The following is a 24,691-nucleotide window of genomic DNA, read 5'->3' as shown; positions in this document are numbered from 1 at the left end:
TCACAGCCTTCACAACAAGTCGCTGGCCATTAGCCTTTTACCGCCGTGAACCCTGTTTTTTAGTTTTGTCATATAAGTGATCTGATTGGTTCCTGTCCCATAAAATACAGGTTATAGGCTAAAAAATACAGCCTTTAGCCTGTCCGGGAAAAGCCTATAGGGTAGCAGGAAAAAGGTCGGCATCTATCCGCCAACCGATGCCTGTCTTTTCGGGAAGCGACAGGCATTTATAGGAACAACTTCACATACGAGGTTTGAGTTTGATAGACGCAGATTAAAATAAATAAACAGGATTTTTTGACGCGGATTTCGCGGATTAAACACCTGATACATATTTCTTATCCGTGTTATTCGCGAAATCCGCGTCAAAATTATATTTGCGTCTATCAGACTCATATTTTAGCAGATTTGAAACATAAATAATGATTTATGGGTGAGCAAACAGACAAGGCAGCGTCTCGTGCCGCAGGTTCTCTTTTGCCGTCTGCTTCAGCAGACGGATAGATGATTGTTCCGGCTTTGCCGGTTCCTCTGTGGGTTTTAACCCCTTTTGATACAATAGATGAAAGGGACTGAAGTCCACAGAGGAAGAGGCTTTGCCTCTAAATCTTTTAAACCGTCTGCTGAAGCAGACGGCAAAAGAGAGCCTACAGCCACGAGACAAACCTCGTTTGTTAGCTCGCTGATAAATCATCATTTACAGGTTCAAATATTCTTATATCCGAACCTTACCCGTACCAATAAAGAGAAATGAATATAGCCTTCCTTATAACAACGAAGCCCCGAAGATGTCGATCACCTCCGGGGCTTGTTTTCTGTATGCTTTCGTCCTTCACAGGGCTACAGGCTACATTGAACTTTTAATTTCAATATACTTTAGTATTATTAATATTAAATCTGACCGCTTGTTCGCCTGTCGCAGGGTAATTGCCGTTTTCACGGCACGCGGCCAAACACTTTAGAATTATTTGATTATAAAATATCTTCCTTTTGCCGGGGGATCAATCCCCCGGCAAGGGGAATTTGTGTGTTTCTTTTATTTTACAATTGCTTTGACAGCTTTTTCGCCTTCGACAGCTACAACGACTACACCCTGGGGAGCAGCGATTACAGCGTTGTCGGAAGCAAGAACCGTGTTGGCTACTACCTGGCCTAAGATGTTGCTGATAACAACCTTCTTGCCGGCAGCGTTAGCGATCGTTACCTGGCCTTCGCCTGCGATAACGGCTACTTCAGATGTTGCGATTGTTTCGTTGTCTGTTGCAATTACATCGTCTGCAGAAACTTCAAGAACGTTTACGACAACTGCATCTTCTTTCGGACCCATTGCCAAAACACCGTTGATGTTGTGGACGTAGTTCTTGCCATTTGCATTCTGGCATACGATGTTGTATTCGCCTTCAGCGTCTTTGCTTGCAAATTCGAAGCTGAACTGGAAGTTCTTAACACCTGCTTTAACAGCGTGTTTCAAACCGTCTTTTGAAGTACCATTAGCAACAGATACGGTGTCGATCTTAGCAGCAGCATCCAAAGCGGGAACTAACAATGTATCCTGAGCCATGATAGAAGCAGTGCGGAACATAACGCGGTTTGCACCTGTACCGTAGATGTACGGAAGTTCTTTGTTTGCATCCTTTGCATCAGCAGAGTCTACAGAGTTCCACATATACAGACGGCTTGCAGCAACTTCTTCAGTGGCCTTAACACCCTTCGTGATGTAGTAAGTGTAAGGAGCAGCATTGTCATAATGAGCTGTATCCAACCAGAAGATAAAGTCTAAGTTGCTATAAGCATCAGCCTTCAAATCACCTTCGCGAACAGCGATGCCCTGGTTTGCAGCGTTAACAGCAGCATAGTCACCGTTGATAGCCTGGATGCGTACGTGTTTCGGCAGAGATTTGTAAGAAGAAGGAGCAGACTGCGGTTTAACGATGAACATGTCGTTGCGAGCGGTTTCCGCATCTTCACCTGAGATGGTCTTGTACTGGGTGCTAACAACTAACTTCAGAGCTCCATCTTCATCATACAATACATAAGTAGAATCAGTATCAACAGCGATCATAGTGAACTGAACCGGAGTACCGTTCTTTGTTGCATACTTACCGTTAGAGAATACATAGCGGTCATTTGCATCTTTGATGATAAATGCGCTATCAGCATCCATGATTGTGTAAGTTACTTTTGCCAAAGCATCAGCTACACCGTATTCTTCTTCAGCAGAAGGAACTAATGTATACAGAACTTCGCCTTCCGGAGCAGCTACTTTCAGTGTAGAGTCTTTTGTCATAACAATGCTCTGTCCTTCCAATACGTCAGCAGCAGAAGTGATGGTGAACTTGTTGTTCTTTGCATCGTTAGCTGTGATATATTTGTAGCCGATATAAGCGTTGTCTGCGTCTACGTCTTCGGCTGCTACCAACTGGATTGTGTCGTTACCGATAGCGAAGATATTGTTGTCTTTGTCTACAACATTAGTTACACCCTGCCACTTAGCATCTGTTGTTGCACGGTTTTCAATTGTGTAATTGCCTTTGTCAACACCAGCAGCTTTAGAAACTACGAATTGAGCGAACGGATTGAATGCCTGAGTTTTTGCTACATACTTAGCAGGATTAACCGGGCTTGCATCAAAGTATAAGCCATAATATTCATTAGCAACACCACTTCTTTCTTTCTTTGCATCAATTACATAATACAGACCTTCAGCGATTGTAGCATCACCACCGATTGTTGCGTCTTTGTCGGATGTTTTGATAGTGGCGATCAGGTTGCCGTTAGTTTCTGTAGCAGAAGTGATTTCACCGATAGTCAAAACCTTTGTGTTAGAAAGTTTACGGATTACCACTTGCTTATCAGGATTAACAGCAGTCACTTCCAAAGGGCTCAAACCATCAACGTAGTTTTCACCGTCTTTGATGGCAGAGGTAGAGACTTTAGCATAATGAGTAGCACCACTACCATCTGTAGCAAGATCTGCAATTTCCAACCCATTAAGAGCAGTCAAATATTTATTTACTGCAGCGACGTAAGCTTCTTCCTGTTTTTTTGTTGCAGCTATTGTTGAATAAGTGATACCTTTTATTGCAGTCTTCACAGCTTCGATCAATTCTTCACCGGTAGATGATGAACCTGCAGATGCTTGCCAAGCTCCATTCGCTGCAAAGTTTGCTTCAACGAACTTGTCACCCTTTGCTGGCATTGAACCTGAAGAATAAGTTGTATAGAATAATGCAACGGATGTTTCCAATGTATTCACAGCAGTTTTAACATCTGTAATTACTCCTTCTGTAGGCAATGCAGTATGCATAGCTTTCAAAGTTGTTGCCACCGGAATAGAAGTCTGAACATAAGCCGGAGCAATCACCATTGAATCATTCGGGATGAAATATGTTACAGTGAATGCAGCTGTTGCCGGATGATGTTTTGCAATAACTGTACGCTTATCCAGAGTAGAGACTGCTACTTCAACAGGTTCTACAGCAATTGTATCAACTTTCAGCACATTAAATTCTTTGCTTGGATCGTAGAAGTTATAATCAACCAACAGATATTCTTTCTGTGTTGTTGTTGCACCAGCCATATCTGCATCCATACGGTTCTTGTACTCTTTACCGTTTGTCAGATACAAAACAGAAGATTTACCTTCACCTGCAGCATCATAAGCACCAGTAGTATTATCAACAACCGCATCAATAGCTTTCCACTTATTAGCCGTCAACACATTCTTTTCAGTAGAAGAAACATTCTCATCCGTAAAGAACAAACGACCAGCATTTGCTTTTACCAATGTGTTGAAGTCATTAGCTTTCAATGTGACCTTGCCATCAGAAACAGCACCCATGTACAAAGTCAAATTCTCAGGAGCAGTCGTTGTCTTTTCAGCAGCAAAACTCAATGCATCACCACTTGTTCCAATAGTAAAAATAGAGTCACCTTTAACAGCATAAAGACCGTTGCCTGATACATAAGCCCATTCAGTGTTACCACCTTTTTCATTAGCAGTAATGTTAGCAGAACGTCCGCCACCATCGACATCCGATTGCAACTTGACTGACAACAATTGGCCAGACAAGCGGTTTGTTAATGAATAAGTATAAGTTGTTCCTGCCTGAGTAGTATGAGGAATCAACTTAACCTGCCATAAAGAACCCAGTAATTTATCAATATTACCAGACCAGCTTGTAGCTGTTACTGTTGAAAAACCACCTTTATCATCCATTGTCAGATAAGTGGTTCCACCAGTTGCCGTTGACAAATGGATGAACTGACCGTCTTTCAAATCTGTAGTGGCAATATCTTTTGCCATCACATTTGCAGACAGTCCACCTGCTACCAGAGCGGTAGCCAAAAGAGTAGAAAATCTCTTGTTCATAATCATTAAAAATTAATTGTTAATAAAATAGTGTTTAAGAATCCAACAACTAATTTTACGAAGGGGAGAACAACTCCCCGCGAATGATTATGAACGGGCATAAAAAAACGCGGGTCAATTGTCTATTATTTATTCAAAGGCTCTGGTAAGCCCGCACAATAATAATAGAACAATAGCCCGCGCCTTATACGATATAACAATCCTCCCATAAAAATGGTAGATAAACTTATACGTAACCAGCGCAAGCATTTACTGTCCATTATCCCATTGTGCTAAAAATTTACCAGATTTTTGAATAGGAATAATCTTCGTAAAATGCTTACAATATGTAATTGATCCCGCGCCCTGTGAGCCGCTGCCCACTACGGAATCGTTGCAAAGGTAAATAGGTTTTCCGAATCGACAAGGGAAAATGCTCGTAATTTTCCAAAATATGTGGGTTACAGGACAAAACAATACCCTTTGGACAACATATTCCCTTAGTTTAGGGATAAAATACAAGTACCTGATATACTTTGAATGAAGTAAAAAACGAATCTCAAAACGGATAATCCCTCGGCAGGAGACGAGAATACCCTATGCCGGAAATAGAGCCTGACGGCTCTTTGGGGATGGCCGATACCACCTGCTCCTATGAGTTTCAAGTGAGGCAAGCCTCATGCCGCAGCCTCTTTTTTGCCGTCTGCTTCAGCAGACGGATAGGTGATTGTTCCCGGCTTTGCCGGTTCCTTTGTGGGTTTTAACCCCTTTAAATGCAATCAATGAAAGGGGTTAAAAACCCACAGAGGAAGAGGCTTTGCCTCTAAATCCTTTAAACCGTCTGCTGAAGCAGACGGCAAAAGAGAGGCGGATGGGGCATAAAAAAACGCGGGTCTATTGTCTATTATTAATCCTAAGGCTCTGCAAAGCCCATCCAACAATAATAGAACAATAGCCCGCGCCCTGTGAGCCGCTGCCCACTACGGAATCGTTGTAAAGGTAAATAGGTTTTCCGAATCGACAAGAAAAAATGCTCGATAAAATACAAGTACCTGATATACTTTGAATGAAGTAAAAACGAATCTCAAACAGTGTATTAATAGATATTGATAACCAGCCTATTACAGTTTCCCCCTGAAGGAAACTGTAATTCCCTCAGCAGGAAACGAGAGTTCCCTATGCTGGAAACATAAGTTCCCTCATTAGGAAACGAGAGTTTCCCAGTAAGGAAACTTCATGAAAGTAAAAGGGCAATCCCCAAAGCCCCTTCATCCTCTCTTTTGCCGTCTGCTTCAGCAGACGGTTTAAAAGGTCTGGAGGCAAAGCCTCTTCCTTTGTGGGCTTCAGCCCCTTTCATCTATTATATTTAAAGGGGTTAAAAACCCACAGAGGAACCGGCAAAGCCGGAGCAATCATCTATCCGTCTGCTGAAGCAGACGGCAAAAGAGAGCTTCCCGCATCAAGTGCGGGATCGCAAAGAAACAGGCGGTATCGGCAATCCCTGAAGAGCCGACAGAAAGGAATGACACTGACGTATGTTTCTTAACATACTCTTTTGCGTGACATAATGTTAGCCTTATTTCTTATCTTTGGGACAAGGACGTAAGAAACGCTTACAGTCTGCTAATTTTAAATCTGAATGAAGATGAGACCGGAAGATTACATCACCCGTGAGGGGAAGTATGGTGCGCACAACTATCATCCCCTGCCTGTCGTTCTCCAGAAGGGAGAAGGAGTTTTTGTTTGGGACGTGGAAGGAAAACGATATTTTGATTTCCTGTCCGGCTATTCAGCCCTGAGCCAGGGGCATTGTCATCCGAAGATCATTAAGGCGCTTACCGACCAGGCACAGCAACTGACGCTGGTGTCGCGTGCTTTCCATGCCGATGTCTTAGGAGAGTATATGGAGTTTGCCTGCAAGTTTTTCGGGTATGACAAACTGTTGCCGATGAACACCGGGGCCGAGGCTGTCGAAACGGCTCTGAAACTGGCACGACGCTGGGGATACCGGGTGAAGGGGATCGCTCCTGAACACGCGAAGATCGTCGTTTGCAGCGAGAACTTCCACGGACGGACGATCACGATCATCTCCATGAGTACGGACCCCGATTCGTATGCGGACTTCGGACCTTATACGCCCGGTTTTATCAAAGTTCAATATAATAATGTAGGCGGATTGGAAGAAGCGTTGAACGATCCGGACGTGGTCGGTTTCCTGTTGGAACCGATACAGGGGGAGGCCGGCGTGGTCGTCCCCGACGAAGGGTATCTGCGTAAGTGCTATGACCTCTGCCGGCAACATAATGTCCTCTTTATCGCCGACGAGATCCAGACGGGTATCGGCCGGACCGGTAAGTTGCTTGCCTGTGATTATGAGAACATCCATCCGGACATATTGATTTTGGGTAAGGCTTTGTCCGGAGGTGTCACTCCTGTCTCGGCGGTCTTTGCAAACGATGAGATCATGTTGACGATCGCTCCGGGCGAACACGGTTCCACCTATGGCGGTAACCCGTTGGCTGCCCGCGTGGCGATAGCTGCGCTTGAAGTGGTGCGCGACGAGCATCTTTCGGAGAACGCTTTCGAAATGGGGGCTCTTTTCCGCAGTGAAATGGAGAAGATCGACAATCCGATGATCCGCCAGGTGCGGGGAAAGGGGCTTCTGAATGCTGTTGTCACCGAGCCGCGGGGCGGGAAAGTGGCCTGGGACATCTGTCTGGCGCTGAAAGAGAACGGATTGATCGCCAAGCCAACGCACGACCATATCATCCGTTTCACTCCGCCGTTGGTCATCGACCGGGATCAGATGATGGAGGCTGTAGGCATTATTAAAGATACATTCGCTCAATTTTGATTGTTTATGAAGATAAATGTGATAGGAGTTCCTCTCAATTTAGGGTGCGACCGCGAAGGTGTGGAGCGCGCCCCGAACCATCTGCGTGAACGGGGCCTGATGAAGCTCATCCGCAAAAACGGACATCGGGCCTTCGACTTGGGCAATCTGTATGTTCCTCCGGTTTCGGAGGCGGACAAGTTCGTCCGCGGTCAGAGTCTGAAATATTTAGATGCGATTGTCGAAGTCAATAATAACCTGGCCGAACTGGTCTATGACACGTTAGGCGGAGGGGCTTTCCCTTTGGTGATCGGCGGGGACCATTCGTTAGGGCTGGGCAGCGCGTCCGGGGTGGGGAAGAGCTTTGACGATTTCGGTATCATCTGGCTGGATGCGCATGGCGACATTAATACGAGCGAGACTTCCCCCAGCGGCAATATTCATGGAATGCCGCTTAGCGCCCTGATGGGGATGGGGAGCGAGGAATTAGTCAATATTTATGCGCCCGGCAACAAGGTGAATCCGCAGAATGTTTTCTTAGTCGGGACCCGGAGCCTGGATGAGGGGGAACAGGCTTTGATCGAGCGTGAGCAGTTAAGCGTCTACACGATGGACACGATCCGCTTGAAGGGCATCGGCTTTGTTGCCGAAGATATCAAGCGGAAGCTGAAGGAACGGAAGATAAGGAATGTCCATTTCAGTATAGACGTGGACAGCATCGACCCCCGCTTTGCTCCCGGTACAGGTACACGCGTATGCGAAGGATTGATGCCGGACGAGTTCAAGGATTTCGTTGAACATATACTTTCCACTAATCTGATCAAGTCGATGGACCTGGTCGAACTGAATCCCGAACTGGATGTGAATGACCAGACAACCAATCTGTGCCTGGACATTATCGATTATATAACGGCCCGCTTGTAAGCGGGCTTTATTGGACTCCAAGAGCCGCTCCTGGAGCGGAAAGCCGATTTGAAACCGTTTCTTTAGAACGGATAGCCGATTGCCAGGTGGACGCCCATTCCGTCTTTGAAGTCCGGGATATTGTAATAGCCTTTCTTTCCCGTTTCGTAGGGAACATGCAGTCCGATTCCCCAATCCAGGCGGATGACGAGGAAAGTCAGGTCGTAGCGCAGTCCGATACCTGTGCCTAAAGCCAGGTCTTTCAGGAAACGCCCCCATTTCAACTGTCCGCCGGGGCGGCTTTTGTCGTAGCGCAGCAGCCAAACGTTGCCGGCATCGAGGAAGGTGGCTCCGTGCAGGTCGCCCAAGATCGGGAAGCGGTATTCCAGATTGGCTTCGAACTTGATGTCGCCGGTTTGATCCAGATAGCCGTATTTCGAGTCGGTAGGGCGGTAACTGCCCGGCCCGATGCTTCGGATCGTGAAAGCCCGGATACTGTTGGCGCCGCCGATATAGAACTGTTCGCTGTAAGGAGTCGTGATCGAATTGCCGTAGCTGTATGCGACTCCGGCCATCAGGCGTCCTACCAGGTGTTGCTTCTTTCCGAGATAATAGTTGTACCGTATTTCGCTTGTTAGTTTGGCAAACTGGGCGAAGCGATTCCCTAATAATTTCTTATCCCGTTTGTTAAAACTCTTACCTGCGATGGCATAGGCGCCGTCGAGAATAAGACCCGCCTGTGTGATGGAAGATTGCCACCAGAGATGGTTCTTTTTGGTGGTGATGGGAGAATCGTCATAGGTGTATGTATAGCCCATAGAGGGGATGAACTGGTTCTCGAGGCTTCGCCCTAACGCCTTGTTGACATCTACAATGGAGTCGAATTCATGTGTCGTATGCTGCAACAACGAGTAGGTCAGCTTGAACGGCGTCACCGAATGGTGGCTGGTCGCCGATGGCTGGAACTCGTACGAGGCACTTCCGCCGAATGCCAGCATCTTGAAGAATTTGGCACGGTTCAACTGATCCGCATAGATACGGAAGGAGGTACTGGAAGGGTATTTCGTATCGTTCTTTATCAGGCTGGGGAAAAGTACCTGCGGGAAAGTCAGCGTACCGCTGATGCCGAACTCCCAACTGTTGATTGTCGAACTGTTGCCCGAAACCCGTTTGCCGGTCTGCCATTCGTAGGAACCGCGCATGCTGACGCCGAATGTCTCTCCTCCTCCGAATACATTCCGTTTGGTAACGCTGAAGATGGCGCCCGGACCTGTCTGGTCATTGCTCTTGGTGGTCACGTTCAGTTCCAGCTCGCCATCCAGCGGAAGGTCGTAAACGGTGTTGATCTGCAGGTTCAGCGTATCGCAACGGCGGGCGGTATCTTTGGGAATATATTGCATTTCCGAATAGCGGAAAATGCCGAGACGGGAGAAGCCGGTCTGGGTCTTTTCCTGCTGTTGCTGCGAATAGAGGTCGCCGGGACGGAATTTCAGCCGGTCGTACAGCACTTTCGGACGGACGCGCAACTTCCCTTCGTAAAAGATGGTCATATCTTTATACCGGATGGAATCTGTCGGCGGTTCGTTGTTGTAGCCGTTCAGGAAGACCGATATGTCGCCGATTTTCCAGGGACGCAGTACGGTGCGGGGCAATCCCGGCTTTGTGGAGATACGGAGCGCCACTTTTCCGGGATTCATGATCGTATCGGCCTGATAGCTGATAAATTCGGGACGGAAATAGTAATACCCGTTGTTACGGAGCAGGGAAGAGATGCGCTGGCGTTCGGCTTCGAGCTGTACGACATTGAAGTTATCCCCGTCGTGCAGTAGCCGGTCGCCGATATTACGCTGGACGAGCGTGTCGATGCGATGCCGTAGCCGGACATAAGCGATGCTGTCGTATGTGTAGGCATTGTTCATCTCTACCTTGTAGCTGATCTTTGCTTTTTTCGGGTTCTTGGGGTCCGGTTCCACTTCATAGGAAGTAGCCCCGTTGAAGTAACCGTATTCGCGAAGCAGGTTATAGGCAACCTTTGTCCGGACTTCCGGATTGACCGTGTTGATGAAAACGGGCTTGGCCGCCAGTTTATTGAAGATCCATTTGTTGAGTTTTCCCCTTCTGTTCACGAACGCGTTATACACCCACAGCCCGAACGGGAAAGGAATGCGGATGGACGAACTCCCAAGCAGGGCGTTATTGGGCGGATAGGCAAGGGCGGCCTCCACTTCCGTCAGCGCCTCTTCCCCTTCCTTGCTCTTGTCCTCGTTCGTCACTTCAATCTTCCTGATCCCCGTATATAAAACTTCCCCCTCCGGCAAATTCTTCGTCGTGGAGCAGGATGCAAGTAGGAATAACGAAAAGAATATCCAATAAATATATGTTTTAGTGAGCGATTGTGACATAATTGTTTATTATTGTGTCGCCCTTACAGGGCTTCATTGTTTGTTTTATCGTTGTATCATGGCTTTACTTCATCTTTAGCCTCGTCCGTTACCGGCTTGGGTTTATTCTTTTTAAAGATGAAGAGTTCACGGAGGTGAAGCATCTTTTTGCGCAGGACGATACCGGCGCCGGTTTCCGTGATTTCGCCTTCCAGCAGACTCTCGTAGTTCTTGTCGTGGAAAAGCTTGATGTAACGGGTTCCGCTACCATCGAGGCGGTATTCGATCGATACGTTGTCGATGAACTGCTGCGACTGCCCGGCGTTGACATCCTGTCCGGTCGAAACGCGTCCGCCCAGTATGATACTGATCCGGTCGTTGTAGAACCGCTTGGCGAAACGGAAGGAGAAGTCTGTCCGTTCCCCGCCCGATCCTGTGCCGTTCTGGTCGTACTGCTCCATGCCTAAAGTGATATCCACGGACTTCAAGGCACTACCCGCGATATTGTTGATCTCGCTTTGCAGGAAGCTGTTCAGGGCGGCGCCCATGTCGAGACTCGGTTTCTTTCCGCCGCCGCCGACATCGCTCATGTTGAGGTACATTCCCGTGACAAGCATCGTGACGGCTATCTGTGACCGTTGCCCTTCGCCCATCTTGTCCAGTTCTTGTTGCATGGACTGGTCTTCCGGCGCGGAGAGGATAAATTGCAGTTGCAGGTTCTCCAAAGTCTGCTTGATAGCCACGCCGACATTGAATGTGACAAGCCGTGAGCTGCCGTCGTCCTGTGTGACGGATGCCCGCATCCGCTCGGTAGCCGTCAGGTTCAGCATCGGATCCATCGGGTCGCCGCTCCACTGGACGTAACTGCCGTCCTGTATCGTAAACTCTTTGAGCGGAATAATCGGCATGGCATATTTTACCATACCTCCCGAAAGCGTATAACGTCCGTTCAGGATCATTTCACCCTGTGTCGTGTATTGGAACGACAAGTCGCCGCCCCCTTCCAGTTCCACGCGGCTCGATTGGTCGGGGGTGATATCTGCGTTCAGGCGTACGGCCTGGTCGATCCGGATGGTCATCAGCATGTCCAGTCCGCCGATGGGCAGGGGCGCTTCAGGGCGATGCCGGCGGGTCAGCAACGTGTCGGAAAAATCGGTAAAGGTCACAAGGTCAGCTAAGCGGTCTTGCGCTGTAAGCGGGGATTCCTGCATCACGTAAGTGACATTCGTCCCGCCCAACAGTTGTAAATCCCCTCGCATGATCAAGGCATCGAGCGGTCCCTTGACCGTCGAGTTGAGGTTGACGAGCAGCTTGCCGTAAACCATGCTCTCCTTATTGCGTTTCACATTCAGCAGTTGCATGTCGTGAGCCGTCAGTTTCAGGTTCGCCATCATCCGGGAAGGATTGTGAATGTCGATCGTCCCGTCGATTACAAACGGATTGGTTCCCGAAGCATAGATGTTGTATTTGTCGAAACTGATCAGATTATCCTTGATCTTGACATCCTGCTTGTCGAAACGGAAGGAAGAACCGACCGCCGTGACATATACCGCTGAGCTGTCCATCCGCACATACCCGTTGACGGCAGGAGCCGAGGTGGTCCCGGTTATTACCAGCTCCCCTTGCAAGGCCCCCGTCAGTTTGGCCATATTGTCCGGTATGAACGGGTTTACCATCTCTAACGGCAGGGCGGTGATATTCATATTCCCGTCCAGATAATCCGTTTTCCCCATTTTGTAATAGGCATTGATCGCCGCTACCTCGTTACGGTCGCGGAAAAGGTGCATGTCGACTTGATGCTCCTTGTCGCTAAGCGGCAGGTAAACAGTGTTGAACATCAGTTCGCCTACCCGTCCCCCTTCGTAGAACAGGCTGTCGATATGGGCGTCCGCCACCACCATGAAGCTACTGTCAGAAGGGGCATATTGCAAGTCGGCGCTAAGCATCCCCTGCATGGAAGGGAGGTCCGGGAACCCTTTCGTGATCGCATCCAGGTCTATCTGGCTTAGCTCGGCATGGATTTCTTCCATCCCTTCTCCTCCGGCAAGTGAATGGATCCAGAGCGAAGAATTGTTTTCGCCGGTCAGCCGGACATCGGCGGCAATATCTTTTATGTTGCGGTACAGGATATAATTATCGGTATTCAGCTTAAACGTGCGGAATGCCAATACCGGATCTTCCGGGAAGAGATGCAGGCGCAATCCTTCCTTCTCCTTATCGACACGGGCTCCTAACAGGATGCCGGTTTTCCCCTGGCCGTCGGTATATTTCAGTTCGGCATCAGCAAAGGTATTACGGACCTTTCCTTGCAAGCCGGCAGTGAAAGGTTGTTGCTTCCTGTATTTGGTCTTGATGACTTTCGTGTCGTACAACAAGCCGAGCGAATCCTGCCGGACAATGAAGCAGATCGTGTCGATCCGTGTCGTGTCCTGCATCAGGTTGAAGAGATCGGCGTCGAGGAAGAAGCCCTCTTCAGGTGAAGTGCTGGCTTCGATATGCAGGTTGTCAAAGGTAATATAATATTGTTGCAGGATATTGTAGATCGGATTATCCTTGCCGGCCGTAATCTTCAGGTCCATATCCGGCAGGAGCGGGCGGAAAGCAGGAATGTTGATCATCGAATCGCGTTCCAGTTGCCGGGTGAGGCCTTCGTTTATTTTCGTGAACTTATCGGCCATCGTCTCGATATCCGCATTGCCGGTCAGGATGATTCCGAGGTCCCCGGCGTGGAAGGAAACGCGGGTAGTGTCTTTATCGCTGTGGGCGCGTAAAGTCAACGTTTTCGGGTGGAACTTGCCGGTCGGGTTTATCAGTTCCCAGTTACCGAGGGTTATATCCACCTGGTTATTCTTCCCCATGTCCGTTTCCGCCTCTGCGAAAAGCTGGAAAGAGGTAGCCAGCGAGTCGTTCATAAAGTGCATGCCGTACAGGTCCAGGTTTTGCACGTCGGCGATCAGCATCGCATTCACTTTCTGCTTGTGGAGGGTTGCATTCAGCGACAGATCCATCTTCGCAAGCGGATAATGGCTGAGCAGGTCGAATTTCAACAAGTTCTTTTCCAGTGAACCGTCCAGCTTCACGTCGGATACGGCGTATGTCCCATACTCGATATTCGTAATCTTGCCGTCTAATTTAGCCCAGGTGGAGACGCGGAACGGATCATACCCTTTCCCTTCGGCACGGATCGAGGCGGTCAGGTGGTAAAGGGAATCTTTGGGCAGGAAGTCGGTCGGTTTCAGGCTGTCGACCTTCAGGTCGGCCTGGTAAGACTCCTGTGCGGGGTTATAGCGGGCCGTCAGTCCGACCTTGCCCTTACCTTGTGTGAGCAAAAGACCGGCGCGGTACTCCTGGTTCTGCAAAGTCGCTTCCCCATTCAGCTTCATTGCCGGAAGATTATAGCGTGGACGTTCGGATTCGGGCAGCATGCCGAGGACAAAATCGAGGTTCCCGGTTTGTGCATCCAACTGCAACTTACCCGAACGGCGTATACTGTCTGCCACGTTTTTCATTTCTCCTGTGATATTCAGATCGAAGACACCGGGCAGTTTCCCTTTCAGCTGGCGTAGCCGTAAAGCAGCCAGGTTCCCTTCTACTCCGGCTGTCAGGCTGATTTCTTTTTGAGGATAGGCTTGTTTGAACTCCTTGGGGAGAGGACCGGCAAAGATGAACACATCCTCTTTTCCTACCGAGGCGGTCAGCAGGGTGTGGAGCGTACCGCTTGGCGTATTGTCGAACGAACTCCAGGGAACGGTTGCCAGCAGGCGGATCTCCGAGTAAGGTGTTTTCAACAGGAGCCCCGGCACTTGTATCGTCGTGCTGTCACTGCTGATGTCTCCGGTCAGCGAACTTAGCGCCAGCCCGGAACGGTCGTTGGCGGAAAACTCTTTGATCTGTGCACGGATATCCCTGCCCCCGTACAAAAGCGAATCGATCCGGATATTCACATCGCTCAAGGCGATATGTGCCGGATCGAAGCCCGGCGTCGGGTCACTGTAGCTGCCGTCGTAACCTAAAGAAGACCCGGACAGAAGAAACCGGGATGCACTGTAGCGTGCCGATCCGAGATCGACCATCCCGTCGGCCAGTCCCGCCTTGTCGATGTAAGTCGAAAGACGCAGCGAGTCGTCCGGCATCTGCATGGCGAACGCTACCCGGTTCAGGTCGATTTGGTCCAGCACCAATTTCCAGTTGACAGTCGTCGATGTCGTATCCTTATTTGTTGTCGTATCGCTCATCAGAAGGGTGATGGCTGTGTCCGAAAGGTCGATTTTGTTCAGCCTGGCGATCTCTTTTCCGAGGTCTATACGGTCTGCTTTGGCATAGAGTTTCCCTAAAGTTCCTTTGATCTCCATTCCTTCGATCAGGTTGCCCGTGTTGGCTTTCACTCCCCTGAGGTCGATCGCATCCACTAAGACTTCTTTTTTCAGCAACGGCAGCGGGCGGATATTGACCTGGAAACTTTCGAGCGACAATAACGTGTCGGGGGGAGTTATGACCTTCACATCCCGTACCGTCAGGTTTAGCGGGAAGGAAAGACGTATCTGCCCGATCCCGATATCCATACCGGTAGCTTCACTGGCATATTTGGTGGCTAACCGCACAGCGAAATTCTGGAAGGGAGGTATATATAAAAGAATTGAAATCAGGATGACCAATACCACCGGTATCAGGCATACGATCCCTATTCGTTTCATCCAACGTCTCATTTGTTCTTATTGTGTGTTTTCGTTATAATCATAACGGTTAAAGGGTCTGTTTTGTTTGACATTCCGTTAACAAAAATAGGGAATAAATTAAAAATAAAGAAGTAATATCGATAAAACGGTAATAATAAATTCCCGGAGCCGTTATATTAAGGCTGAACATAAAAAAATTAAACGATGATTGGAATATCGGACCTGGAATATCTTTGTACGGAAGTACGGCAAATAGCCCGTAAAGCCGGGGCTTTCCTGCGCGACGAACGGCAAAAGTTCGACCGGGAGCGAGTGGAAGAAAAGAGTGCGCACAATTATGTCTCGTATGTGGATAAAGAATCCGAACGGCGTCTGGTCGAACAACTTTCGGCATTGCTTCCCGGAGCCGGGTTTATTGCAGAAGAGGGTTCGGGAAGCCTGACGGACGAGGACTATTGCTGGGTGATCGACCCGCTCGACGGAACTTCCAACTATATCCATGATATGGCCCCTTACAGTGTCAGTATCGCCCTGCGGAATAAGGAAGAATTATTGTTAGGCGTTGTATATGAGGTCTGCCGCAATGAATGTTTTTATGCCTGGAAAGGGAGTAAGGCTTATCTGGACGGCAAAGAAATCCGGGTAACGGATGTTGCTGTCCTGGACAAGGCTTTTGTCGCGCTCGGTTTCCCTTATGATTCCGATAACTACCGTCCGGTTGCCCAAAGGCTGGTAGACCGTTTGTATGGTTACGCCGGAGGGACGAGGCTGTTGGGATCTGCAGCGGCAGAGCTTTGCTACGTCGCCTGTGGTCGGTTCGATGCCCGGATAGAAGGATACCTCGGTCCGTGGGATGTGGCGGCAGGCGGTCTGATCCTGATGCAGGCGGGTGGCAGGCTGACAGATTTTGCCGGTGGCGACACATGGCCCTCCGCCGAGCAGGTAGTGGCAAGCAACGGGGTGATACACGATACGGTCCTCCGTTTACTGTAGCACCGGTCAGAAGTAATATCCCAAACTGATATTAAACCGGGCATGCCAGGCGTTGCTGCCCGTCCCCGCACCAAAAGCATTCCAGTCCGGACCGAACCACGGCTGATGCAATCCTTGTGCATAATCGACATAGCAGAGGACCGGACCGGCTGTAATGAGGCAGCCGGTGACGTTCTGGAAGCTGTCATGAAATGATTTGTCCCATTTCTGCATCCAGCCGAAGTCGTTATAGAACTGGATACTGTTTACAATCCCTTTTGAAAAAGGAATTGTATATCCGGCACTGACAGAATAGATATTCGCCTTTGCCGCTACTTCATAAGGGGCGTTGAATGCCGTCATCGTCACGATGTCGCGGGATTCTCCCGGTTTGTTTTTCGGGTACATGGCATAGGTGGATATCTGTGTCTTGAGGCTTAATCCCTTCCAGTACAGTTCATGATGGACTGCAAATGCATAATGCGTGCCGTTCTTTTCAGTATCCAGATTGTAGAGCATGCCGAATTCGGCAGATGCGCCTATCTTTTGCCGGGTTTCGTCTCCCCATTTATAGAATGCCTGTCCATTGAACTGGTTCACTTCTTTGTTGCGGCCCGCAACATCGTAGCTGTAGCGATCACCTGCCGTTTCCGAATCCGATCCGAACAGTTCCTCTTCCGAGTTTTTGAAGAATGCGAAGGCATATTCCCACCGGTCGCCGGCATACAAATATTTGATTCCCATATCCGAGTCGTCTTCCAATCCCAGATAGTAAGCGATCTGGAAGAAATAGTTGTGTGCGCCATATGGCTGTATGCCGAACGGCACACGTGTCAGCCCGGCCTGCAACTGATGTCTGGCATTGAATTTGTAGCCGATCCAGCCGGATTTCAGCATGGCGCCGCCCGAAGGCTTTGCATAGAAGCGGAAATCCACATCCAATAAAATCTTTTTATATGATCCTGCCACTCCCAATTTAAAAAGATCATACCCGAAGTCGCCTCCCCGTTTCTTCGAACCTTCTTTCCAGTCCGAATAGTTGTAGTTAAACCTGAGAAATCCATTGAATTTAAGATGTGGCAATTCCGTGCCAGTTGACGGGAATGCCAGCAGTAAACTTGCCAGCAGAAAGAACATGCTATGTTTCATACCTGAATGATGTGATAATTTATTATTTGTGTGTTTTTAACCCTTACTTCTTAAATATAGTTTTCAATTATATAACTTTACATCACCAGGAAAGGTTCAAAAGGTCGGTTTAAATCTCTTTTCTGATTTGTCGATAACAGATATAAATTAAATTATATCTTCTTGTTTAAGAGATAAAATAAGAATGCTTTCAACCTTTTCTTATATTCACTGTTATTATTTAAAATAGGGATTTTGTAACGATCATCATCTTATATCATGGGTAAAAAAACGTTTCTAAGAAGAATGCTGGATATGACTGTCTTTGCCGGGATAGTTATTGCTTGTTTTGTCGTAGTCTCTTATTACTGGTCTTTATGGCAAGGCGGAGAAGCTGTCTTTATTTCCGCAGCAGAAGCTGTTCCTGTCTCTTCTCTATCTTTGCCTGACCCGCAAATAATGCAGCAGGCCGATACCGGGTCTTTCCCTGCCGGAAAACAGCATTGCCTGGCCTGCCATGAAGGAATAGAACCGGTACGTCCTTTACAGTCGGGCATGATGCAGGCAATCCTGGCAAAAGGCGCTTCGATGGGCGACCCGAACGGCTGCGTGGTCTGCCATGGTGGAAACCCGGCAGAAACGATTAATAGCCAGCGTGCCCATAGCGGAGCTCCTGCCGGAAGCCGGCTCACCTCTTTTACACCCGTACCCGGGGCCTTGCAGGTGAATGATAATACTTGCGGGCTGTGTCACGGCGACCATACATATAATGTAAGCCGTTCCAATATGAACACCGATGCCGGCAAGATGAAAGCCATCATGTGGAGCTGGGGGATCGGTACGGAGAACCATGACCATGTTTATGCTGACCACCGGATAGACGATCCGGATGGTAGTACTCCCCGTTTCGGTTCAGATACCTATAAAGCCTATATGAAAGAAATGGCCCGGAATTTCCCCGGACAGTTCCCTGATAAACTGGAAAAAGTCCCCGAAGCCTCTTTGGACAAGCTGGAAGAGATGCCGGAACAGGCCGCATTTACCTATTTGAGGAATTGTAACGCCTGCCACTTAAGTAACAAAGGAATGCAGGACAGAGGGCACTATCGCGGGATGGGGTGTGCCGCCTGCCACAGTCTTTACAGCAATGAGGGTTATTATGAAGGAGGCGATCCTTCGATAGACAAGAAAGCCACTGGCCATCTGCTGGTCCATGCGATGCAAGGTACGCGTAAGTCTCCTCTGACAGTGAATGGCAAGCATTTGTCCGGCATACAGGTTTCTACTTGTGCTTCCTGCCATTCCGCCGGTCGTCGTATTGGGCATGCCTATCAAGGGTTGATGGCTCTCGACCACAGTGATAACCGGGGGCCTTTCGATGAGAAAGGTTTGCCGCAGCAGACCAATGGCGGTTATGTTTTCAAATATATGCGCGATGATGCCCATCATCGGATCGACAAAGACGGCAAAAGTGCAACAGGCTTGCTATGCCAGGATTGCCATACAACCAATTCTATGCACGGCAACGGCAATATCGGAACTACTACGCTTGCTACTGTCGAGATAGAATGTGCCGACTGTCATGGTACACCCGCCAAATATCCCTGGGAATTACCGATCGGTTATGGTGACGAATTTGGTGAAAAACTGGATATGAATAAGGCGCGTGGCTTGGCTGACGCACCGATGGAGGTTACTTCCCGTTTTGCAACGGTCTATCCGAAACAAGACGGTTACTTGCTTACGGCGCGAGGCAATGCCTTCGGTAATGTCGTGAAAGACGGAGATAAGGTCATTGTCCATTCCGAGACAGGACTGGATTTCGAAACTCCTCTCCTGAAGCAAATGGAGAAAACCAGTGCCTGGTCTGATCCTGTAAAAGCAAGAACGGCTATGGTTGCAGTCTCTAAACATATGGAAAAATTAGAATGCTATGCATGCCATTCGACTTGGGCGGCCCAATACTATGGTTATAAGTATGTGATCGACTATACGAAAGAATCCATTGATTGGCTCGATTCACCGGAACAGGCCGCGCAGGATGGTACGACTGCCGATTATCATAAAAAATACGTGATGCAGCCAGGAGCCCCTACATACGGCGATTACAGCCATATGCGATGGGAGAATCCTCCGTTAGGAGTTAATGGCGAGGGACGTGTCACGCCCTTGGTCGGTGTGATCCAGACAGTCGGGACAGTGATTGGACCGGACGGCAAGACACTTGTCTGGAACCGGGTGGCCAAAACGGCAGCCGGCTATGATGCAATTGAACTGGCTCCTTTGAATCCGCATACAACCTCAAAGGCCTCCCGCGAATGTGCCGATTGCCATGGGAACCTGCAAGCGATGGGCTACGGGACGGATGGCGGCCTGTATGATGCCGAACCTGCTGTTGCCCGCTATGCCGATGTAGTCGATGCGAGTGCCGGTAATGTCAGCCATTATACTCGTGCACAGATCAGTGCCATCAAAGACCTGCACGGTGATTTCATGCAGTTGCTGTCTTCCGACGGCCGTCAGGTACAGACGATCGATACGCATTGGCCGACCTCCATGCCTCTAACAGCCGGGCAGCTCGAATGCCTATCCCGCGGCGGGACCTGTATGGCTTGCCACCGGGATATTCCGGATGGTTCGATCCCGATGAAAATGTTGGGACAGGTAGCAAAATTCGCCAACCTGAGTTTTGCTCAGGCTGACGAACATGCTCATCTGTTGCGTGAGAATAATATTCTGATTGCCTGGATCAAGATGTTTGCCATCATAGGCGGTATTATTGCCATACCGGTAGCCATTGTTTGCATCCTGAAACGGAAGAAAATAGTGGCAAAAATCCGTCGGATTTTTTGATCCGGACATTCCGGGAAGCTCGTATTCCCCCGATGGATATATTGTCACATTCTGACTCATTTTCTTTCTGTCATAGCAGTTTGTGCAGAAGCAAGACTCCGAAACCAGGCGAGAAACGGATCAATCGTTTTCTACTACGCGGATCATGTCGAAGTAGAATTCGCCAGCCACTTCCGCTCCTTTTTCTACAGCTCCGGTCTTTGTGTCGTAGATGTAGATGATGGCATTGGCATCGGCTTCGGTGTTCACGCCGAAGTAGGCTTTCTCGTTGAAGACGACAGAACGCTGTGAGAAACGGCCGCCACTGTAAGCGAGTTCTTTGCCACCATAGCTCAAACGTGTCCTTTCGCCTGTAGCAAGGTCGATGATGGAATAATAATGGCTGTAACTGTCGATTGCCGTACCGGCTGCATCGTTGCGTGCATAAGCAAGAGCCTTACCGTTGCCCAAATACTGGATGGTAAGCAATTTGCCGTCTGCATCCGGATATCCTTCGTAAGTGGCGTCGAAATCGGTTTCGCCATTGTTGATGCGCAACAGGTGTCCTTGTTCCAAATCACCCTTTTCGGTGATTGCAGCAAGGTAGAGGTTGCCGTTTTCATCATACGTTACGCAGTCCTGCATCAGTTCCCCGTAGGCGCTTCCCGCCATTTCCCCGGCAAGCGAGTTGCGCTTGTTGCTTTCTACCGCCAGAGTGGCAGGATCGAGCACTGCCGTGTAGAAAGCGGTAGTAGTCTTGCCACTCTTTCCTGAAAGGCCGTTTTTCCCATAATAGAAATAGAACAGTTTTCCCGCCTTTTCATTATAGGTAAGGATCCCCGATGTGGTGAATTTCTTTGTTTCTTCTCCTGTAATCTCTGATTCCGGCAGTGGGATGTCCAGTGTGCCTTCTTCAAGAATCGACATATTATCGGTGTTCAGCTTACTCCAGATGACCTTGCTTGCATCGCCGTTGGCAGACATGACAACAAGTGTGTTGTCGTCAATCCAGGCATGGGCATAGGAGCGTACTTTGTATGTATTCGTCTTGAAAGGACATGCTTTCGTTTCCGTTACTCGGTTATTCTTGATCTGATATTTCACGAAACGGTCGTTGCTTGAAGGGATCTGGTAGTAATATTTCCCCTTCGAGATGCTTTCCATCGAGTAGTCTCCCAATTCAGTCCCTTCACCTTTAACAGTGATGGTTCCCATATCGGCTGTCAGTTTATCGACGCTGTTGACAACTGTCGTGTTCTTGCTGCTCATGCCGCCATGTTTTCCTACGGTCAGGAACAGGTCGAAGTGATATTTGCTTTCGTCGAAAGCCGGCGCGTCACTTGCTACAGTGACTTCGCAAGTGGCAGTGAATCCACCGTCGTCTGTCTTTACCGTGATCGTGGCCGAACCTTCGGAAACAGCCGTTACAACACCTTTGTCCACTGTAGCGACATTCGTGTCCGAACTGTTCCAGGTAACAGCCTTTACGGCAGCATTTTCAGGAACTACGGTCGCAGTCAGTGTTCCTGTAGTTCCCGTTTTCAGTGTTAATGTGGTCGGGGTGATTGTGACACCGGTCACGGATACGTCTTTTAAATCATCGTCATCAGAACAAGCCGTGAAACCAAGTGAGATCAGGGCTGTCATGAAGGCAAGCAATGTGAATTTGAACTTCTTCATTTTTCTCTTGTTTTTAAATATGAATGTTAATTGATAAATACTCTGAACTTTGCAAAGAAAGCGCGTCCGGGTTTTTGCAGCTTATAGTTGTCATAAGCTGTTTCATCGAGGAAATTCGAGCATTCCAATGCGATATTATAGCGGTCATGCTTCCATGAATATGTGACATTGGCATTGCAGATATGCTGCGAGGGGATACGGGCTTTGGTGTCGCGGTTGCCATAGGCTTCCCATGTCAGGAAATACCAATGTACCCATTGGAACGTACAGCCTAAACGTAGCTTGTTGTCCCGTTGCAGGAGGTTGCGGAACGTATAGCTCGCCTCCGCACTGCCGAACAGCCAGGGACGGTTGGGGACGTGGTTGTCGTATGTAGCGGACGGTTTGCCGTCTTCTTTGTATTTTTGCTGGTCACGGGCATCCTGGTAGCTGACGTTGGCCATGAGTTGCAACCGGCCGTCCCAATCATAACGAACTTCCCCTTCCACTCCTTTGATATGGACGGCGGGATCGTTGACAAACTGCATCATGCCCTCTTTTTCAATGACGGAAGTCTGTATATAATTGTCTACATAACGCAGGAACCCGTTTGCCTCGTAATAGATAGTATGTCTGCCGGCAGGATGCCATGTGCCGAACAAGGCGAGATTGACGTTGTTGCTCTTTTCCGGTTCCAGCGCTACATTCGCATAGATGGTAGTCCCGTTGCCTAACAGTTCGCGGGGGATGGGCAGGCGTACGCTGTGTTCATAAGAAACCTTTACTGCCAACGGGTCGAAGAACATATAGCGCAGTCCGGTTCCATATCCAAAATAATTTTTGGTGGTGGAACCCTGTACTTTGTCCGATCCCGTCACGGTGGACTGGTCGGTCTGCCGGATATTCGGATGGTTCACATAATCTTTAGCAAAGAATACATTCTGCATCTTCCCGTCAAAAAACGACTGGCTGTAGGTCAGTCCGATAATATGTTTGGCCACGGCATCGTTCGAGGGTTCGAAACTCTGGTCCAAGTCATCATAGCGGTCATTTCCGGTCCGGCTCATATGATAGTTCAGGTTGAGGCCGTGATGTCTGTTCAGCCGGTAATCCAAATTGACACGCGCGATAGTCAGAGGGCGTTTGTAATGGCGTATGGAGGGTTCATTGCCTCTGATTTCATTGCGCTGGCTCACGATGTAGCCTCCATCCCAATAATATTTTCGATAGGCCGTATCGATAGTAATGGAATGGTCCCATGTGTGCGACAAAGTCGCCTTCAACGTCATGCCTTCGGTCATGAAATTATATTTGTTATAACGTGCCGATATGTTCCATGCATCCGAATTACGTTCAGCCATACCATAGACTTTGGTCTGTACGGAGCCGGTCTGCAACTCCTTGTCCGTTTTGGAGTAGGAAGCGGAGACAAAAAATTCGTCAGCCCAAAACTTGCCTGTGATTCCGGCTTCTATCTGTGCCAATAGCGAAAAATAGCCGTCATGGAAACGTTTGGGGTTGCCGTAGATGAATTGGTCACCTGTCTCATTGCGCATCTGCACGTCTTTCATCCGGTAGTCGTTTTTCGAATAGTTGATACCGACGGTAGGACGCACGACCAATCCTGTATGCCGCTCCACAAACTGTGCGTTCAGGTCGGCACGATGTGTGTGGAAGGAACCGATGCTGTAAGAAGCGTCCATGAAGTTTTTCTTTTCCGCCTGGGTGATAATGTTGACTGCTCCGCCTAATGCGTCCGTTCCCAATGAGGCTGGTACTACGCCTTTATAGATTTCCACCCGGTCGATCAGGTTGACGGGCAGATTGGCGAGCGTCACATTGCTTCCTTTGCTATCCAAGGGAACACCGTCGATGAAATAGCGGACGGAATTTCCTGACAGCCCGTTGATCGAGAGGTCGAAATCGGAACCTACGCCCCCCTCTTCGCGTACTTTGACGCCGCTTGTGCGATTCACTAATTCATTCAGGTTATTAAGCGAATTGATGACAGGCTTAACGTCAAGAGCATTAACCGAAAGTGCGCTTTCTCTTGCCTGTTGCGATTGTGTTTTCCCGTACACTTCCACTGAGTTCAGGTTTACGGTGCTTTCTTCCAGTTTGAAATCGAGCGTTTTGCTGTGGTGGAGGTCGAGTGAGGTTTTGATCGTTTGGTATCCTAAGGAGGAGACGACGAACGTGTGTTTGCCGGGAGATACTTGCAGGGAGTAATGCCCGTTGTCATCCGTATAAGTGCCGGAGGCCGTGTTTTCGACGGCGATCGTTATCAGCGGCAGAGGCGTACCTTGCCGGTCGGTGACTTTCCCGGAGAGCGTAATTTTGTTTTGTGCCGTCAGGCTCAGCTGCGACAGGCAGACAAGCAAAAGAAATACATGTACAAAGACTTTCATTTTAATCCTTGATATAGTGATTCATGACTTGCTTAAGGGAATGCAGACAAGGAGAAATGATTTCTTTATGTAGGGGGATAAAGAATGACCTGACTCGATGTTTTGCTGCTTTATTTCCCGAAAGCATTAAAACTATGTTTGTTCTTGGCAGGTCTTCTGACTTGTTCCGTCTTTGAATGCCTTCCCATCCGGTGACGGACAGTGGCTTGCAGCGTATTCAAAGATTTGGAGAGGAACTTACAGCAGCGGGTCTGTTCAGGATTCGCACCTGATTCCCTTTTCATCGCGCTCCCGTAGCGATTGGGACGCGCGAAACCAAAACTGCGGCAAATGTACGAAAAAAGTCTGTTCGTACAAAAAGCGGATTAAAAAACAAATTCATTTTCACGATTGCTGCTGTTGTTGCCGCCCGGACCGGAGGGAGGTTCCGGTGGTCCGGGTGGTCTTGAAAATGACTATATGTAGGTAGCAGATAGGCGCGTTTTACCTGTAAATAGGGATTGGGTAATATTACCGGATTTACGAACTTTGTCACCTGAATAGTTGTT

General features: G+C 48.7%; 10 protein-coding genes and 1 riboswitch. Of the genes, 4 read left to right on the top strand and 6 right to left on the bottom strand.

Features of this window, described 5'->3' with window-relative positions; genetic code table 11:
* Positions 1-1,036: 1,036 nt before the first annotated feature.
* On the bottom strand, positions 1,037-4,372 hold the full coding sequence (locus tag H8S65_RS21255; RefSeq protein ID WP_301332338.1) for a DUF6383 domain-containing protein: 3,336 nt from the start codon (positions 4,370-4,372) through the stop codon (positions 1,037-1,039).
* 1,624 nt (positions 4,373-5,996) lie between these two features.
* On the opposite strand from H8S65_RS21255, the gene rocD reads away from it, so the two are divergent.
* Positions 5,997-7,205 carry an ornithine--oxo-acid transaminase gene (gene rocD, locus H8S65_RS13650; RefSeq protein ID WP_186930487.1) on the top strand — a complete coding sequence of 403 codons (1,209 nt, stop codon included), beginning with the start codon at positions 5,997-5,999 and terminating at the stop codon, positions 7,203-7,205.
* A 6-nt stretch (positions 7,206-7,211) separates the two neighbouring features.
* Positions 7,212-8,108, top strand: coding sequence for an arginase (gene rocF / locus H8S65_RS13645; RefSeq protein ID WP_186930486.1), 897 nt, complete (start codon positions 7,212-7,214; stop codon positions 8,106-8,108).
* Between the two features lie 62 nt (positions 8,109-8,170).
* On the opposite strand, the gene tamL is transcribed toward rocF, so the two are convergent.
* Both tamL and H8S65_RS13635 read right to left on the bottom strand, forming a co-directional pair.
* Positions 8,171-10,489, bottom strand: coding sequence for a translocation and assembly module lipoprotein TamL (tamL, locus tag H8S65_RS13640; protein ID WP_186930485.1), 2,319 nt, complete (start codon positions 10,487-10,489; stop codon positions 8,171-8,173).
* 56 nt (positions 10,490-10,545) lie between these two features.
* Positions 10,546-15,174, bottom strand: a complete 4,629-nt coding sequence (locus H8S65_RS13635; protein WP_186930484.1) for a translocation/assembly module TamB domain-containing protein — start codon at positions 15,172-15,174, stop codon at positions 10,546-10,548.
* Between the two features lie 174 nt (positions 15,175-15,348).
* Here H8S65_RS13635 and H8S65_RS13630 point away from each other — a divergent pair, with 174 nt between their 5' ends.
* Entirely contained in the window at positions 15,349-16,137 is a 789-nt protein-coding gene (locus tag H8S65_RS13630; protein WP_186930483.1) for an inositol monophosphatase family protein, read from the top strand.
* Between the two features lie 6 nt (positions 16,138-16,143).
* Here the strand turns inward: H8S65_RS13630 and H8S65_RS13625 are convergent, their stop codons facing one another.
* A complete protein-coding gene (locus H8S65_RS13625) occupies positions 16,144-17,265 on the bottom strand; it encodes a hypothetical protein (RefSeq protein WP_255489226.1) in 1,122 nt (373 codons plus the stop codon).
* 258 nt (positions 17,266-17,523) lie between these two features.
* On the opposite strand from H8S65_RS13625, the gene H8S65_RS13620 reads away from it, so the two are divergent.
* Positions 17,524-20,097, top strand: a complete 2,574-nt coding sequence (locus tag H8S65_RS13620; RefSeq protein WP_222616291.1) for a hypothetical protein — start codon at positions 17,524-17,526, stop codon at positions 20,095-20,097.
* Between the two features lie 120 nt (positions 20,098-20,217).
* Here H8S65_RS13620 and H8S65_RS13615 read toward each other — a convergent pair whose 3' ends face one another.
* Together H8S65_RS13615 and H8S65_RS13610 are read right to left on the bottom strand one after the other, a co-directional pair.
* Positions 20,218-21,756, bottom strand: coding sequence for an Ig-like domain-containing protein (locus H8S65_RS13615; RefSeq protein ID WP_186930481.1), 1,539 nt, complete (start codon positions 21,754-21,756; stop codon positions 20,218-20,220).
* 26 nt (positions 21,757-21,782) lie between these two features.
* The gene (locus tag H8S65_RS13610; RefSeq protein ID WP_186930480.1) at positions 21,783-24,143 is read right to left on the bottom strand and encodes a TonB-dependent receptor; all 2,361 of its coding nucleotides are present in this window, start codon (positions 24,141-24,143) and stop codon (positions 21,783-21,785) included.
* Between the two features lie 129 nt (positions 24,144-24,272).
* Positions 24,273-24,478, bottom strand: a riboswitch (cobalamin riboswitch).
* Positions 24,479-24,691: the final 213 nt, after the last annotated feature.

This window comes from Parabacteroides hominis, from assembly GCF_014287585.1.
Classification (GTDB): domain Bacteria; phylum Bacteroidota; class Bacteroidia; order Bacteroidales; family Tannerellaceae; genus Parabacteroides; species Parabacteroides hominis.
Note: the sequence above shows the minus strand (reverse complement) of the source record. Positions and strands in the feature narration are given on the sequence as shown.